Annotated in this window: 13 protein-coding genes and 1 other annotated feature; all 13 genes read right to left on the bottom strand. The window is 43.8% G+C overall.

Going from position 1 to position 14,622, the window contains the following annotated elements:
• Positions 1-3: 3 nt before the first annotated feature.
• The gene (locus tag AB5213_RS08020; RefSeq protein ID WP_368276587.1) at positions 4-2,211 is read right to left on the bottom strand and encodes an LTA synthase family protein; all 2,208 of its coding nucleotides are present in this window, start codon (positions 2,209-2,211) and stop codon (positions 4-6) included.
• Positions 2,212-2,393: 182 nt separating this feature from the next.
• The gene (locus AB5213_RS08015) at positions 2,394-5,048 is read right to left on the bottom strand and encodes a valine--tRNA ligase (RefSeq protein ID WP_055156372.1); all 2,655 of its coding nucleotides are present in this window, start codon (positions 5,046-5,048) and stop codon (positions 2,394-2,396) included.
• A gap of 74 nt (positions 5,049-5,122) precedes the next feature.
• Positions 5,123-5,354, bottom strand: a binding site (T-box leader).
• Between the two features lie 144 nt (positions 5,355-5,498).
• Entirely contained in the window at positions 5,499-6,770 is a 1,272-nt protein-coding gene (gene purD, locus AB5213_RS08010; protein ID WP_022220987.1) for a phosphoribosylamine--glycine ligase, read from the bottom strand.
• A 16-nt stretch (positions 6,771-6,786) separates the two neighbouring features.
• A complete protein-coding gene (purN, locus tag AB5213_RS08005) occupies positions 6,787-7,413 on the bottom strand; it encodes a phosphoribosylglycinamide formyltransferase (RefSeq protein ID WP_022220988.1) in 627 nt (208 codons plus the stop codon).
• On the bottom strand, positions 7,407-8,432 hold the full coding sequence (purM, locus tag AB5213_RS08000; RefSeq protein WP_055156423.1) for a phosphoribosylformylglycinamidine cyclo-ligase: 1,026 nt from the start codon (positions 8,430-8,432) through the stop codon (positions 7,407-7,409). The genes purN and purM overlap by 7 nt, the downstream gene beginning before the upstream one ends.
• Before the next feature lie 43 nt (positions 8,433-8,475).
• Positions 8,476-8,988, bottom strand: a complete 513-nt coding sequence (purE, locus tag AB5213_RS07995; RefSeq protein ID WP_008372927.1) for a 5-(carboxyamino)imidazole ribonucleotide mutase — start codon at positions 8,986-8,988, stop codon at positions 8,476-8,478.
• Between the two features lie 153 nt (positions 8,989-9,141).
• Entirely contained in the window at positions 9,142-11,178 is a 2,037-nt protein-coding gene (locus AB5213_RS07990; RefSeq protein ID WP_368276579.1) for an aminopeptidase, read from the bottom strand.
• Positions 11,179-11,541 carry a DUF6142 family protein gene (locus tag AB5213_RS07985; protein WP_055156367.1) on the bottom strand — a complete coding sequence of 121 codons (363 nt, stop codon included), beginning with the start codon at positions 11,539-11,541 and terminating at the stop codon, positions 11,179-11,181. It abuts the gene before it with no gap.
• A complete protein-coding gene (locus tag AB5213_RS07980; protein ID WP_055156365.1) occupies positions 11,522-11,986 on the bottom strand; it encodes a VanZ family protein in 465 nt (154 codons plus the stop codon). Before AB5213_RS07980 ends, AB5213_RS07985 begins: the two co-directional genes overlap by 20 nt.
• A gap of 15 nt (positions 11,987-12,001) precedes the next feature.
• Positions 12,002-12,154, bottom strand: a complete 153-nt coding sequence (locus AB5213_RS07975; RefSeq protein ID WP_008372918.1) for a hypothetical protein — start codon at positions 12,152-12,154, stop codon at positions 12,002-12,004.
• Positions 12,155-12,166: 12 nt separating this feature from the next.
• Positions 12,167-12,847 (bottom strand): orotate phosphoribosyltransferase, encoded by a 681-nt coding sequence (gene pyrE / locus AB5213_RS07970; protein ID WP_055249006.1) that lies wholly within the window; start codon positions 12,845-12,847, stop codon positions 12,167-12,169.
• A 30-nt stretch (positions 12,848-12,877) separates the two neighbouring features.
• The gene (locus tag AB5213_RS07965; RefSeq protein ID WP_008372915.1) at positions 12,878-13,780 is read right to left on the bottom strand and encodes a dihydroorotate dehydrogenase; all 903 of its coding nucleotides are present in this window, start codon (positions 13,778-13,780) and stop codon (positions 12,878-12,880) included.
• Complete coding sequence (locus AB5213_RS07960; protein ID WP_368276578.1) at positions 13,780-14,565, bottom strand: dihydroorotate dehydrogenase electron transfer subunit; 786 nt, start codon at positions 14,563-14,565, stop codon at positions 13,780-13,782. The genes AB5213_RS07965 and AB5213_RS07960 overlap by 1 nt, the downstream gene beginning before the upstream one ends.
• Positions 14,566-14,622: the final 57 nt, after the last annotated feature.

Here is a 14,622-nt window from a genome sequence, read left to right as displayed (position 1 = left end):
ACTCTACTGCTGCCCGCTCTTTTCTTCTTTATTATTCTGATCCTGCTGTTCTCCGGACTGTCCGGCATTTTCTGTCTTCTGCTGATCGCCGTCCGTCTTTGCAGAATTCTTCTGTTCTTTTACTTCATCTGTATATTCCAGGATTTTTCCATCCATGTAAATATATTCTCTTGAAGTCCTGAAGATGGTATTGCTTGATCCGACCTGGCTGACCGTAATGATGTCTCCATCCTTCAGCTTACTGTCCGGAAGTTCGATCCTTGTATTATTGAGGAAAGTAGATTCCTGCTTTTCATCATTGATGTAAACCTTGCTCCATTTAGTAAAGTTTGTTCCGTAGAGGCTGTAGGTCTCATCCAGATTTTCTACAAGATCCGTGAGCGTAACCTCCTTGATCCCCATCTGCATATGGCCTTCTGTGATCGGCGGCTTACCATTGTATACATACTGGTCTCCATACAGAATATCATACTGTAACAGCTCCAGATCCTTCAGATAATCCTTTGTCTGGCGTCTCTGCTGGTGATAGTTGAATACCGTACCGGAATGTAATCCCAGGCGGTCCATCACATCCGCCATGATCTGGTAGGACGGAATGTTCCGGTCCTCTTTCTGAAGTCCAAGATTGTCCCAGATCACATAATTTGTATTGTACAGATAACGGTTCTTCATATCCTTTGCTTCCAGTCCCATTGTCGGCAGATGGTCACCATAGAATACGACCACAGTCGGCTCACCGCGTTCTTCCATCATTTTTACCAGATTACCGGCAAACTGATCCATCTCATATACCTGGTTCACATAGTATTCCCAGGCATTGTTCTTCTCTTCTGTCGGTGCTCCTGTTACGGTGATCTTCGGGTTCTCAATCACCTTTTCTGTCGGATAATTTCCATGTCCCTGTACACTGACTGTAAATACAAAATCCTCCTGCTCGGTAGAGTCCAGAGCGTCTTTGATGTGCGTCAGAAGAATATCATCCTTCGACCATCCATTCTCTGTTGTCTGGAGAATATTCATAAACTCTTTACTTGTAAAGCTGTCAAAACCAATATTGTTAAATACCTTCGCACGGCTGTAGAAATTACCACCGTTGTTGTGAATCGCATGGGTTCCGTAACCGAATGCAGAAAATGCAGTTGCTGCACTTTCACATACCTGATTCTTAAGCTTTGTCTTATAAGGATACTCGCCCGGTCCGAAATAACGCAGGTTCATACCTGTCAGCACTTCAAATTCTGTATTGGCTGTTCCGGCTCCTACCGAAGGAACCTTAAAATATCCGGAAGAATAATTTTCAAACATCTTGCGCAGATTCGGAATCGGATCCTCTGACATCTGCAGATCTTCATATTCAATAGGATCAAAGAAAGATTCCAGCTGTACAAACAAGACATTCGGTCTCACACCATTGTCGGATGTGCTCTCTGTCATCTCTCTATTATCCGTGATCTTCTCGATCGTGTCTTTGTTATAATCATTCGGTTCTGAAATACCTGTATTAAAAAGGCTGGCCGAGAAACAATACGGAAGTCCGTAATCCTGATAAGCAAATGCGATATTTCCAAAGTAAGTAGAAATAATCCTCTTATCTACAGCAACATTTGTCAGTACAGAATATCCAAAAAACGCTGCAACAACAATAATCAGCATCGGGATCCTGTGCATCTTTCCTTCATACTGTCCGGCACGTCTCCACATGGCAACCAGCCAGATGAGCAGTGCCGGAACACCAATTCCCATCATCACAAGCTCTGCCACCGAGAAATAGTTTGTAAACAGTGACAGTCCTTCTGTAAATGTCTTTAGATCCTGTGCATTAAACGGCGTAACACGCTTTGCCAGCATCACTCCGTTGACAACACCCAGAAAGAGCCACAATGCACTGATGATCAGTCGTGTAAACACCCGGCGTCGCACCAGATAAGCGATTAAAAGTGTAACGAAAATCATTCCGGCATTGTACAAAAATACCAGCGGTGTTCCTGTCATATACTGCCAAGCTGCAATTGCAGAATGTCTGGACAGTGCTTCAATGATAAAGTTAATGATACAAGCCCACAGTGCCTGAAGCGGCAAAGAGAACCGGTTCATCATCTTATAGTACGGTGCCATCTTTTTTGCGAATTTGCTGTTTCGCCGCTTTTCAAGAATCTGCTGTCTTCGCTCATGCTGCTTTTTTAAATGCGCCTTTATATCTCCTGGCTTCATATTCTTCAGCTTCTGCCATTTTCCTTTCAGATCCGGTTTTTTCCACTGAATCTTTTTAAAATGAATTTCCTTCATCGTCTTTTAACCCCTTACGTGTTTCTGTACCGTCAGGCGCAGTTTATGCTGCGCCTGACGGTATATCCGGCTAAAAAAGAATATGCCTTAGTACTTTCCTGCAGTGATTATCTTCCTGCCTTTAAAGCCTCCAGACGTTCTTTCACCTGTTCCATCATCTGTGTATACTTTTCAAGCTTTGCTTTTTCTTCATCAACCTTTGCCTGTGGTGCTTTGCTGACGAATTTTTCATTTGAAAGCATTCCCTTTGCACGGTTGATTTCTTTTGTAAGCTTTTCTTCTTCTTTTGTCAGACGCTCGATTTCCTGTTCGAAGTCAATCAGCTCTTCCAGTGGTACATATACAGAAGCATCCGGTACTACGATCGATACGGCATCATCCGCAATACCTGCCTTATCAGCCTGGACAGCAAGTTCAGAAGCACTCATAAGCGGGCATGCGCATGTTGTCAGCTCTTCGAATCCTTCACAGAGCTTCTCATCTTCGCATACTACATAAACCTTTGCTTTACGGCTCGGCGGTACATTCATTTCTGCCCGCGCATTTCTGACACCACGGATAACTTCTTTCATATGATCTGTTATATTTTCAGCGTCTGCATAGCACCAGTCTTCGCTAAACTGCGGCCAGTCTGACATCATCAGAGATTTTTCCTCCGGTACCAGTGCGCTGTAGATTTCTTCTGTTACAAATGGCATAAATGGATGTAACATCTTCAGTGCATTACCAAGAACCGTCTTCAGTGTCCAAAGTGCTGCATTGGCGCTCTTATAATTTTCATCAGAATGGTAGATCCTGTATTTTACAAGCTCGATGTACCAGTCACAGAATTCATCCCAGATAAAGTCATATACTTTCTGTACTGCAATACCCAGTTCAAATTTATCCATGTTCTCAGTTACATCTTTTGCAAGTGTATTTACCTTGGATAAAATCCATTTATCGGTTACTTCAAAGTCTGCCTCATCCGGTTTGGAAATTACCTTATCTTCCATGTTCATCATGATAAATCTGGATGCATTCCATACCTTATTGGCAAAGTTACGGCTGGATTCTACACGTTCGTTGTAGAAACGCATATCATTTCCGGGTGCATTTCCTGTGATCAGAGTCAGACGGAGTGCATCTGCACCGTACTCATCAATGACCTCCAGTGGATCGATACCATTTCCAAGAGATTTACTCATCTTACGTCCCTGGGAATCCCTTACCAGTCCATGGATCAGAACAGTATGGAACGGTGCTTTTCCAGTATGTGCATATCCGGAGAATACCATACGGATTACCCAGAAGAAAATAATATCATAACCGGTTACCAGTACATCTGTCGGATAGAAATACTTGAAATCCTCTGTCTCTTCCGGCCATCCAAGTGTTGAGAACGGCCACAGTGCTGAACTGAACCAGGTATCCAGTGTATCTTCATCCTGTGTCAGATGTGTGCATCCGCAATGCGGGCATTTTTCCGGCATCTCACGTGCAACAACCACTTCTCCACATTCATCACAATAGTAGGCCGGAATTCTGTGTCCCCACCAGATCTGACGTGAAATACACCAGTCACGGATATTTTCCAGCCAGTTCAGGTAGATCTTACCAAAACGTTCCGGTACGAATTTTAATTCACCGGTCTTGATCGCATTGATCGCCGGTTTGGCAAGCTCATCCATCTTAACAAACCACTGTGGTTTGATCATCGGTTCAACGGTTGTCTTACATCTGTCATGTGTTCCAACGTTGTGTACATGTTCTTCGATGCTTACAAGGTATCCTTCTTTTTCCAGATCTTCTACGATTGCTTTTCTTGCTTCGTAGCGATCCATTCCGGAATATCTTCCGTATCCTTCTACGATGGTAGCATCATCATTCAGGATGTTGATTTCCGGAAGATTATGTCTCTTTCCTACTTCAAAGTCATTCGGGTCATGTGCCGGTGTGATCTTAACCGCACCTGTTCCGAATTCTTTATCAACGTAAGCGTCTGCCACGATCGGGATTTCTCTTCCAACTAACGGAAGGATGACATTCTTTCCTACGATATCTTTGTACCTGTCATCGTCCGGGTGTACGGCGATCGCTGTATCTCCAAGCAGAGTTTCCGGACGTGTAGTTGCGATCTCAAGGAAACGTTCTGTTCCTACGATCGGGTACTTGATGTGCCAGAAATGTCCTGCCTGTTCCTCATGCTCAACTTCTGCGTCAGAAAGGGAAGTCTTACATACCGGACACCAGTTGATGATTCTGGAACCTTTGTAGATAAATCCTTTTTCGTGAAGACGAAGGAATACTTCTTTGACCGCATTCGAGCATCCTTCATCCATGGTGAAACGTTCTCTGTCCCAGTCACAGGATACACCAAGCTTTTTCAGCTGACCTTCGATGGTTCCTGCGTACTCTTCTTTCCACTGCCAGGTTCTCTTAAGGAATCCTTCTCTTCCGAGTTCTTTCTTATCAATTCCCTCTGCCTTTAACTGGTTTGTAACCTTTACTTCTGTTGAAATTGCAGCGTGGTCTGTTCCCGGGATCCACAGTGCATTATATCCCTGCATTCTCTTGTAACGGATCAGGATATCCTGAAGTGTATTATCAAGAGCATGTCCCATATGCAGCTTACCGGTGATATTCGGTGGCGGCATTACCGTTGTAAATGGTTTCTTACTTCTGTCAACTTCAGCGTGAAAATACTTTTCTTCACACCATTTTTCATAAAGTTTCGCTTCAATCTCTTTCGGATTGTAGGTCTTTTCAAGATTCTTACTCATTGTTTCCTCCTCTTATAAGTCCACCGCGCACTTTTGCTCTCTCTATAAAAAATAAAAAAAGCCCTTTACAATATGTAAAGGGCGTGTATAAACGCGGTACCACCTTTGTTCCACGAAATAAATCCATCTCGTATCTCTCACAGTTCTATAACGGAAACCACCCCGTGATATCCTACTCGCCCTTTTTCAGATACCCGGCTCCAAAGCTACCTTCTGCAACCACTTCCCGTAAACCGTCTCTCAGCCTGTGAACGGTTCTCTCTTCTTCGGACCAGTCTGCATACTCCTCTTTCTCATTGCCTTTTCCCATAACTATTGATAATCATAGTATTCAAAGTCCGATTTGTCAAGAAGTTCATGAAATCTTTAGAACTTCTTAAAGATTAAATTTTTCACTTAACTCAAAAAAGGCGAAATCCCTCTGAATAAGAAAGATCCCGCCCTAACTTCCTAAGCCTCGTCAATCGCTTTTCCGATATCGTGGCGCATATATTTGTTATCAAATTTAACCCATTCGGTTGCTTTGTAAGCATTGGCACGGGCCTCTTTGAGCGTTGCTCCCTTGGCTGTCACACCGAGGACACGTCCTCCGTTTGTCACGATCTGGTCTCCGTCGAATTTGGTTCCGGCATGGAAGCAATAGTATCCTTCATGCTTCTTGAACTCGTCAAGACCTGTGATCGGAAGTCCTTTTTCATAAGCGACCGGATAACCGTCAGATGCAAGTACCACACAGACTGCTGCATTGTCTTCAAACTGAAGATCTACCTGATCCAGTGTTCCGTCGATACAGGCTTCGATCACATCGATCAGATCATTTTTCATACGCGGAAGAACAACCTGTGCCTCAGGATCTCCGAATCTGGCATTGTATTCCAGAACCTTCGGTCCGTCTTCGGTAAGCATCAGTCCGAAGAAGATGATCCCCTTGAACTCTCTTCCCTCTGCTGCCATTGCATCTACCGTCTTCTGGTACACATATTTCCGGCAGAATTCGTCAACTTCTTTTGTATAGAAAGGACTCGGTGAGAAAGTTCCCATACCACCGGTATTCAATCCCTGGTCTCCGTCTTTGGCTCTCTTGTGATCCTGCGCGCTTGTCATAGTCTTGATGGTCTTTCCATCTACAAAGGAAAGAACAGAAACCTCACGTCCTGTCATGAATTCTTCTACAACCATGGTATTACCGGATGCACCGAATTTCTTGTCCAGCATGATCTCTTTCACGCCGGCTTTTGCTTCTTCCAACGTATTACAGATCAGTACACCTTTTCCAAGTGCCAGACCATCTGCCTTCAGAACGATCGGAAATTTGGCTGTCTCCAGATAAGCCAGCGCTTCGTCTGCATTGTCAAAGTTCTCATATGCTGCGGTCGGGATGTCATATTTTTTCATCAGATCTTTTGAAAATGCCTTGCTTCCCTCCAGGATTGCTGCATTTTTTCTTGGTCCGAATGCGCGGATCCCGGCTTTTTCAAATTCATCTATAAGGCCGCCAACCAGCGGATCATCCATTCCTACGATTGCCAGATCAATCTCTTTTTCCTTTGCAAATGTAACCAGCTTGTCAAATTCCATCGCACCAATCGGTACACATTCTGCAAGCTCTGCAATCCCGGCATTTCCCGGTGCACAGTACATCTTCTCTACCTTGCTGCTCTTTGCTACACAATATGCAATTGCGTGTTCTCTTCCGCCACCGCCTACGATCAATACTTTCATTGGTGCTCCTCCTTCTCTAACGTGCAATTGACACTCTGCCATCTTTTACTGTTACTTTTCCATTTGCGATCAGGTCGATCGCATGTGGAAGGATCTTCCACTCCGCCTGCTCCATCACTCGTCTCTGCAGAACCTCCGGTGTATCGCCTTCTTCTACTTCAACAGCCTTCTGGAGAATGATCGGACCGGTATCCGTTCCTTCGTCTACAAAATGTACGGTTGCTCCAACCACCTTTACCCCTCTGGCAAGTGCTGCCTCATGAACCTTCAGTCCATAATATCCCGTTCCGCAGAACGACGGAATCAGAGATGGATGGATATTGATGATCTTATTTCGGTATCTGCTGATCATTTCTTCCGGAATCACAACCAAAAATCCCGCCAGAACGATCAGATCCGGTTTCAGTTCGTCTACCTTTTCAAGAAAAACTTTGTTAAACTCTTCTCTTGTCTCAAAATCCTTCGGCGAAACGCACTGTGCCGGGATCTGATGATTCCCGGCTCTTGTGAGTGCATATGCGTTCTTATTATTGCTGATGACACCGACCAGCTCTGTATTGGTGATCGTGCCATTTTCCACTGCATCAATGATTGCCTGCAGATTGGTTCCGCCTCCGGATACAAGTACAGCAACTCTTAACATAAAGTAACTCCTTTTTCTCCTGCTTCTACATAACCAACCACAAATGCTTCATCTCCAGCTTCTTTCATTGCCTTAATTGTAGCATCTACATCCTTTTCATCGACAGCGACAACCATACCGATACCCATATTGAAGGTATTGTACATCATCTCTTCTGCAATGTTGCCAGTCTTTGCGATCAGGTTGAAGATTGCAGGGATTTCATAGCTGTCCTTCTTTACCACTGCACGGATTCCTTCCGGAAGCATTCTCGGAATATTTTCATAGAATCCACCGCCTGTGATATGGCTGCATCCTTTGACTCTTACACCGGCTTCTTTTACGTTCTTCAGTGCTTTTACATAAATTCTGGTCGGAGCAAGAAGTGCTTCGCCAAGTGTCTTTCCTAATTCATCATAGTATGTATTTAAGGATTCTTCTGTAATGTCGAATACCTTACGAACCAGTGAAAATCCATTGCTGTGAACCCCTGTAGACGGCATTGCAACAAGTACATCACCTGGCTTAATATCAGAACCGTCGATAATGTCTTTCTTATCTACAACTCCGACTGCAAAACCTGCAAGGTCGTAATCATTCTCTGGCATCAGTCCCGGATGTTCTGCTGTCTCTCCACCTACAAGTGCACATCCTGACTGCTTACAGCCCTCTGCCACACCGCTTACGATCGTAGCGATCTTTTCCGGGTAATTCTTGCCACAGGCAATATAATCCAGGAAGAATAACGGTTCTCCACCAGAGCATGCGATATCATTCACACACATGGCAACAGCATCAATACCGATCGTATCATGCTTGTCCATTACAAATGCAAGCTTCACCTTTGTTCCACATCCATCTGTTCCGGAAAGAAGTACTGGTTCTTCCATATTCTTGATTCCACTTAAATCAAATGCACCTGCAAAACCGCCAAGCCCTCCTAACACTTCCGGTCTCATGGTTTCTTTTACATGCTTTTTCATAAGTTCTACTGATTTATATCCTGCCTCGATATCTACGCCGGCTGTCTTATAATCCAACATTTTCTATATCCTCCTGGTATTTTCACTGACATCTGTATGCCTACATCTGCTTGATATATTCTTTGTGTCCGATTTTTTCAAGCTTTTCTGCTTTTTTCTGGACGGTTTCTTTCATTTCTGCAGTGTAATCCTTCAATTTCTGAAGAAGCTCAGGATCTGAGGTTGCAAGAATCTTTGCAGCCAGAATAGCTGCGTTTGCTCCGCCATCGATCGCAACTGTGGCAACCGGGATTCCAGGCGGCATCTGAACGATTGAATAGAGTGCGTCGACACCCTCCAGATTCTTCCCTGACATTGGGATTCCGATAACCGGCATCGGGAAAATTGCTGCACACATTCCTGGAAGATGTGCTGCCATACCTGCACCTGCAATAATTACTTTGAAGTCTTTTGCTTCTGCAGACTTCGCATATTCATAGAATACATCAGGCTCACGGTGTGCCGAGATGATCGTCATCTCATAATCGATTCCAAACTTTTCCAGCATGTCGGCAGCTTTTCCCATTACTTTCATATCTGAGTCGCTGCCCATTACGATTCCAACTTTTGGCATAATGATCTCCTTTTCTTTTATCTATAAGTATTTTAATAAATAGCTAACCACTTATAAGTTATTTTACTAAGTCTGTTGCGGTATGTCAACCGTTACTTATCTGACCATTATTTAATTTTACTTATTGGTATTATTGAAAATCCATAACTAATACTAATTCAGAGGTTCATTGAGGATCTCTGTTCCCGGAAGAACAAACCGTCCATCACGGATAATTTCTGTCTCTGTTCCGTCTTTCGCCACTACAACAATGCTTCCCAGCTCATCATAAGGGATGGTGATATCGGTATGGCACTGGAAATATGCTTTCGACGGATCCTCTTTTCTCAAGATCGATATGCTGTTGTCTCTTGCAATAATCTCTTTTCCATCCGGATTGTAAACCTTTACATCCTCTGCCCAGCTGTAGCAGGTATCCCCTACTGCAAAATGCGGTCCCGTCTTTTCAGCGATCAGAATCGTATATTTATCTGCAATATCATATTTCTTCGCAACCGCATAAGCTGTGGTATTGGTTCCGATCGCAAACTCGCCGATCGGAAGTGTCTGATGATTGTGCAGAATGTTATCGAAAATATATTTTTTATTTTCTTCTTCTGAATCAAAATTGGTGCAGGTATACTCTGTGATCTTTCCTTCTTTAAAACTGATCTTCAGATTGTAATACGGAAGTCCGTGAAGAAATACCTTGCTCACAAAAAGGGTACCTTCTGTTCCTTCCAGTACCGGGGAAGTGAACACCTCACCTACCGGGATATTGACATCGGCAACACAGTTTTCAAAGATCGTCTCTTTTGCCGGATCGGCAAGCGGATGAAGCATCACTTTCAGATCCGTCTGGTTTTCGCCTGAGCCTGTTACTTTTACATACTCTCCTTTATCCAGTGCATCGATCATTGTCTGCTGCACCTTCTGGTAAAGCTTGTAATCCAGAGTATTGATCTTGATCGTTTCATCAAAGATCTCATGATACTGCTCTCCGATTTCCGGAACCGGCCAGGAAATGATCGTAAAGCTTCTCTCATCTCCCGGAAGATATTCATTGGTCAGACGTCCGGCTCTTCCATTCATCGCAACCAGAAGTTCTTCCTGCTTTTCGCTTAATTTAACTGCCTCTGGTTTAGCCTGCGGAACAAAAGTCTTTTCTCCGAAAATGTCGATCACTGCCGGTCCTGCATAGCCTGCTGCAATCTCTTTATTCTGCTCGTAAGTGGTACGCATCACTTCCAGCTTTCGCTCTACATACTGTTTATCCATCACAAGCCCGATATCATCTCTGTGGTCATAGACATACTGCTTGTTGCCGGAAATATTGAAAAATCCGATCTGGCTGTTACGTCCTCTTGTGATCACGCTGTGACTTGTTCGGAAAATACTCGGCTTTAATCCCATTTTGGCAAAATTCTCAATGGCTTTTTTTACGATCCGTTCAAATCCCATTGCATAGTAAATGTTGACTACAGATTTTTTTGACAGGTCTTTTCCGGTATTTACAAAACCAATCCTGTATCCTTCACTGAAGGTATCTGCCATCTTATCAATCTTCTCCTGTGAAAGTGAATTTAAATATGCGGCTGTCTCTCTTTCATTTACCCCCACATATTCTCCCATACGGTAGAGATAACGCAGATCGGAAAGATCTTCATTCATGATCATATTCACAATGAAGCATCCTCTTTCCGGATCGATCTGGTCTTTGATGCGGTCTGCCGCAAATACATCACAGTAATCACTTGCATACCAGTAAAAGATTTCCTTCAGGCTTTCCGGCTGCGGCTGCTTTTCTTCTTCAAATTTGTTGTAGATTTCAATCAAAAGCTCTGCTCCGATCACAACATACTCCATACGCTGTTCCTGAACATAAGAAATGCTTCCGCGAATCTCGGTGTAAACCGCAGACAAAAAGCTTCCCAGTTCTCCTCCCAGCACCAAAACCGCATAAGCCGGATTTGCATAAGATTTCTCATAGTTTGCTTCCAGTTCGTCTGCATAAAGATCCTTCATCTCTTCCTGCAGCTCTTCTTCTGACATCTCTTTCTGCTTTCCGCTTTCCACATTCTGTTTCAGCTCATCAAGCTTTAAAATAAACCGAGCCACATGCTGGAAATACTCCCGATATGGCTCTGCTACTGTTTTTTCTTCTATTATTGCTTTTATTCTGCCAATTGCCAGATTATATCTTTCTTCCATTTATACACATCCTCTTATAAATACTAAGATCAGGGCAAGTAAAATAAATCCGTTTACAACAATTCCGATCTTGCAGGTCAGATAATTTTTATCTCTTTCTTTAAATCCTTTTACACCTGTTACAATACCGATGCAGGCAAGAATCATATCGAAAACCCCAAAGCTTCCTACCATTGCTGCTGATTTCCCTTTATTCATAAATGCCATTACAATCAATCCCGCTATCACTGCCGTAACAAGTACTGCCATCACACAGGACCAGATTCCCTTGCGGGAATGCTTTCTTTTTATCTGACCATACTTCCGGCTTCTTTTATTTCGATCTCTTTCGCGTGCTCTTTTTTTATCTCTCCTGCTTCGCATCGTGCCATCTCCTTATCATATTACAAATCGCGAAGACGATATACCCGATCACACCGCCAAAGGTGTTGAGCAGCATATCATCCACATCAAAACTCCCCACTCTTGTTACCAGCTGAAAGCACTCCACAAAGAAGCTCACTCCAAAACTGTAGAAAAGGGTAAGAAAAAAGCTGCGATACCGGCTTGCCATCGGCATAAAAAATCCAAATGGTATGAAAATCAGGACATTTCCGAACAGATTTGCATAAGATACCCATCCTAAAACATCTCGATACAGCCAAAATCTTTTTATTTCACAGAAAAGAACCAGGTTATAATGATATTCCCCGGTTCCTTCCCGTCCATACCAGTCAGAAAAAATCAGAAAGTAAAATAAAAATCCAATATACAGGACAAATAAAATCTTCCCAAGAACCCGAAGTCTTTTTCTGTTCTTTGCTTTCAACTTAAAGCGCCCTTCCTAAAATGTCAGTCCCTTTTTCGCACCAAGCAGCTTTCCACCGCTGACAAGCAAAATGATCCCGGTTGTCACACCAACAACAATAGAAATAATTCCGATCGCAATATTGGCACCGCCGGCAAGTCCCATCACCTTATATGTCTTTTCTGTCACTGTAACTCCTCCTTATTTTGCACCATACTGCTCATAGTATGCGTCGATTGCAGCCTTGATGTTGTCATCGATAACAATTTCACCATTGCATGGTTTGTTGTACAGATGCTCTACTACATCCTTCATGGTTACGATTGCATTAGTTTCAAATCCGTAAAGATCCTTTACTTCATCGAGTGCGCATTTCACACCGCCTTTTCCTACTTCCATACGGTCAAGGGATACCATCAGTCCAACAATTGTTACATCAGCGGCTCCTCTTACCTTCGGTACAGTCTCTTCCATGGATTTGCCGGATGTGGTAACATCTTCGATCATAACCACGCGGTCTCCGTCCTGAAGCTTGCTTCCGAGGAAGCTTCCCTTATCTGCTCCGTGATCTTTTTCTTCTTTACGGTCTGAGCAGTAACGGATCTCTTTTCCGTATAATTCACTGTAAGCGATCGCGGTTACAACTCCAAGCGGGATTCCTTTGTAAGCAGGTCCGAATAATACATCAAAATCATCCCCGTATTTGTCATGGATTGCTTTTGCGTAATATTCACCGAGTCTTTTGAGCTGTGATCCTGTCACATAAGCTCCTGCATTCATGAAGAAAGGGGACTTTCTTCCGCTTTTCAGTGTAAATTCTCCAAATTTAAGCACGTGGCTTTCTACCATAAAATCAATAAATTCCTGTTTGTAGCTTTCCATTTTATTTATCCTCCATCTCTTATATGTTCTTTATTTTACAATTCCAACCATATCTTTCACAGACTCAAAGCCATTCTTCTTCATGTAGGCTTCAATTCCATCGATCACTTCCATCGTCACTGCCGGATTGTGAAAGTTGGCTGTTCCTACAGATACGGCACTTGCTCCTGCAAGAAGGAACTCGATCGCATCTTCTGCGCAGGAAATACCGCCCATCCCGATGATTGGGATGTTCACTGCCTGTGCTACCTGATATACCATGCGGACAGCGATCGGTTTGACGATCGGTCCTGATACACCTCCGGTCTTATTTGCCACCGCAAATGTCTTACGATTGATATCAATCTTCATACCGGTCAGTGTATTGATCAGGGAAACTGCGTCCGCACCGCCTGCTTCTGCCGCTTTTGCTATCTCAGTAATATCGGTTACATTCGGTGTCAACTTCATGATAATCGGCTGCTTTGCGATCTTCTTGATCTGTCCGGTCAGCTCTTCTACATGCTTTGCATCCTGTCCGAAAGCAAGGAATCCTGCATTGACATTCGGGCAGGAAATGTTGATTTCCATCATATCGATCGGTTCATCCGCAAGGCGTTCTACCACTTCAAGATACTCTTCCGGTGCATGTCCGCAGACATTCACAATGATCTTGGTATCATAATTTTTCAGATACGGAATATCTCTTTTACAGAACAGATCGATTCCCGGATTCTGAAGTCCTATGGCGTTCATCATTCCGCCGTAAACCTCGGCTACACGCGGAGTCGGATTGCCCGGCCACGGTACATTTGCCACACCTTTTGTTGTCACAGCTCCAAGCTTGTTCAGATCTACAAATTCAGAAAACTCTTCTCCTGATCCGAAGGTTCCTGATGCCACTGTTACCGGATTCTTCCATTCTACTCCGGCAATATTTACACGCATATCCATTAGATTTCCACCTCCGTAGAAAGAAATACCGGTCCGTCTTTACAGATACGTTTGTTGTGCACATTGCTGTGCGCATCCTTTTCCTTTGACTTGCACACGCACGCAAGACAGGCACCGATTCCACATGCCATTCTCTCTTCCAGAGAAATATAGCATTCGATTCCGTTTGTTTCTGCATACTGTTTGATCGCACGGAGCATCGGAGTTGGTCCACAGGCATAGATCATATCTGCTTCCAGCGCATTCTCACGGATTGCATCCATGACATTTCCTTTTGTTCCGACACTGCCATCTTCGGTTGAAATATAAAGCTCTCCTGCCTGTTCAAATTCTTCTTTCAGGAAGGTATGTGCATCACGGTATCCAACCACAATCTGCTTTTTCTCACATTTCATCTGTTTTGCAAGCTCCAGGATCGGCGGCACACCGATTCCTCCTCCCATCAGAAATACATTCTTTCCTTCGGCCTTCTCAAATGGGAATCCATTACCAAGTGGTCCGATCACCGGAATGGTATCTCCTGCCTTCATCTGTGAAAATTCTTCTGTTCCGGTTTTTTCCCCTGTTACACGGTAAACCACACGAAGTTTTCCACCTTCTTTATCGATCTCACAGATACTGATCGGGCGTGGAAGAAGCTTGCTTCCATCATTGGTATACATGGAAATAAACTGCCCCGGTCTTGCACTCCCTGCTGCTTCTGTCTGGATCCACATACTGAAGATTCCATCTGCAAGCTGCTCCTGCGATACAACCTTTGCCTGTTCTTTTTTCTTTGTAGTCATCTTCTATTCTCCTATAATCCGGATTTGCCGGTATGTCAGAAGCTTCTGTCACACCGG

The organism is Coprococcus sp. RTP21204st1_G4_RTP21204_210225 (genome assembly GCF_040915385.1).
Taxonomy (GTDB): domain Bacteria; phylum Bacillota; class Clostridia; order Lachnospirales; family Lachnospiraceae; genus Allocoprococcus; species Allocoprococcus comes.
The sequence above is the reverse complement of the archived record's forward strand: the minus strand, read 5'-3'. Positions and strand labels throughout refer to the sequence as shown.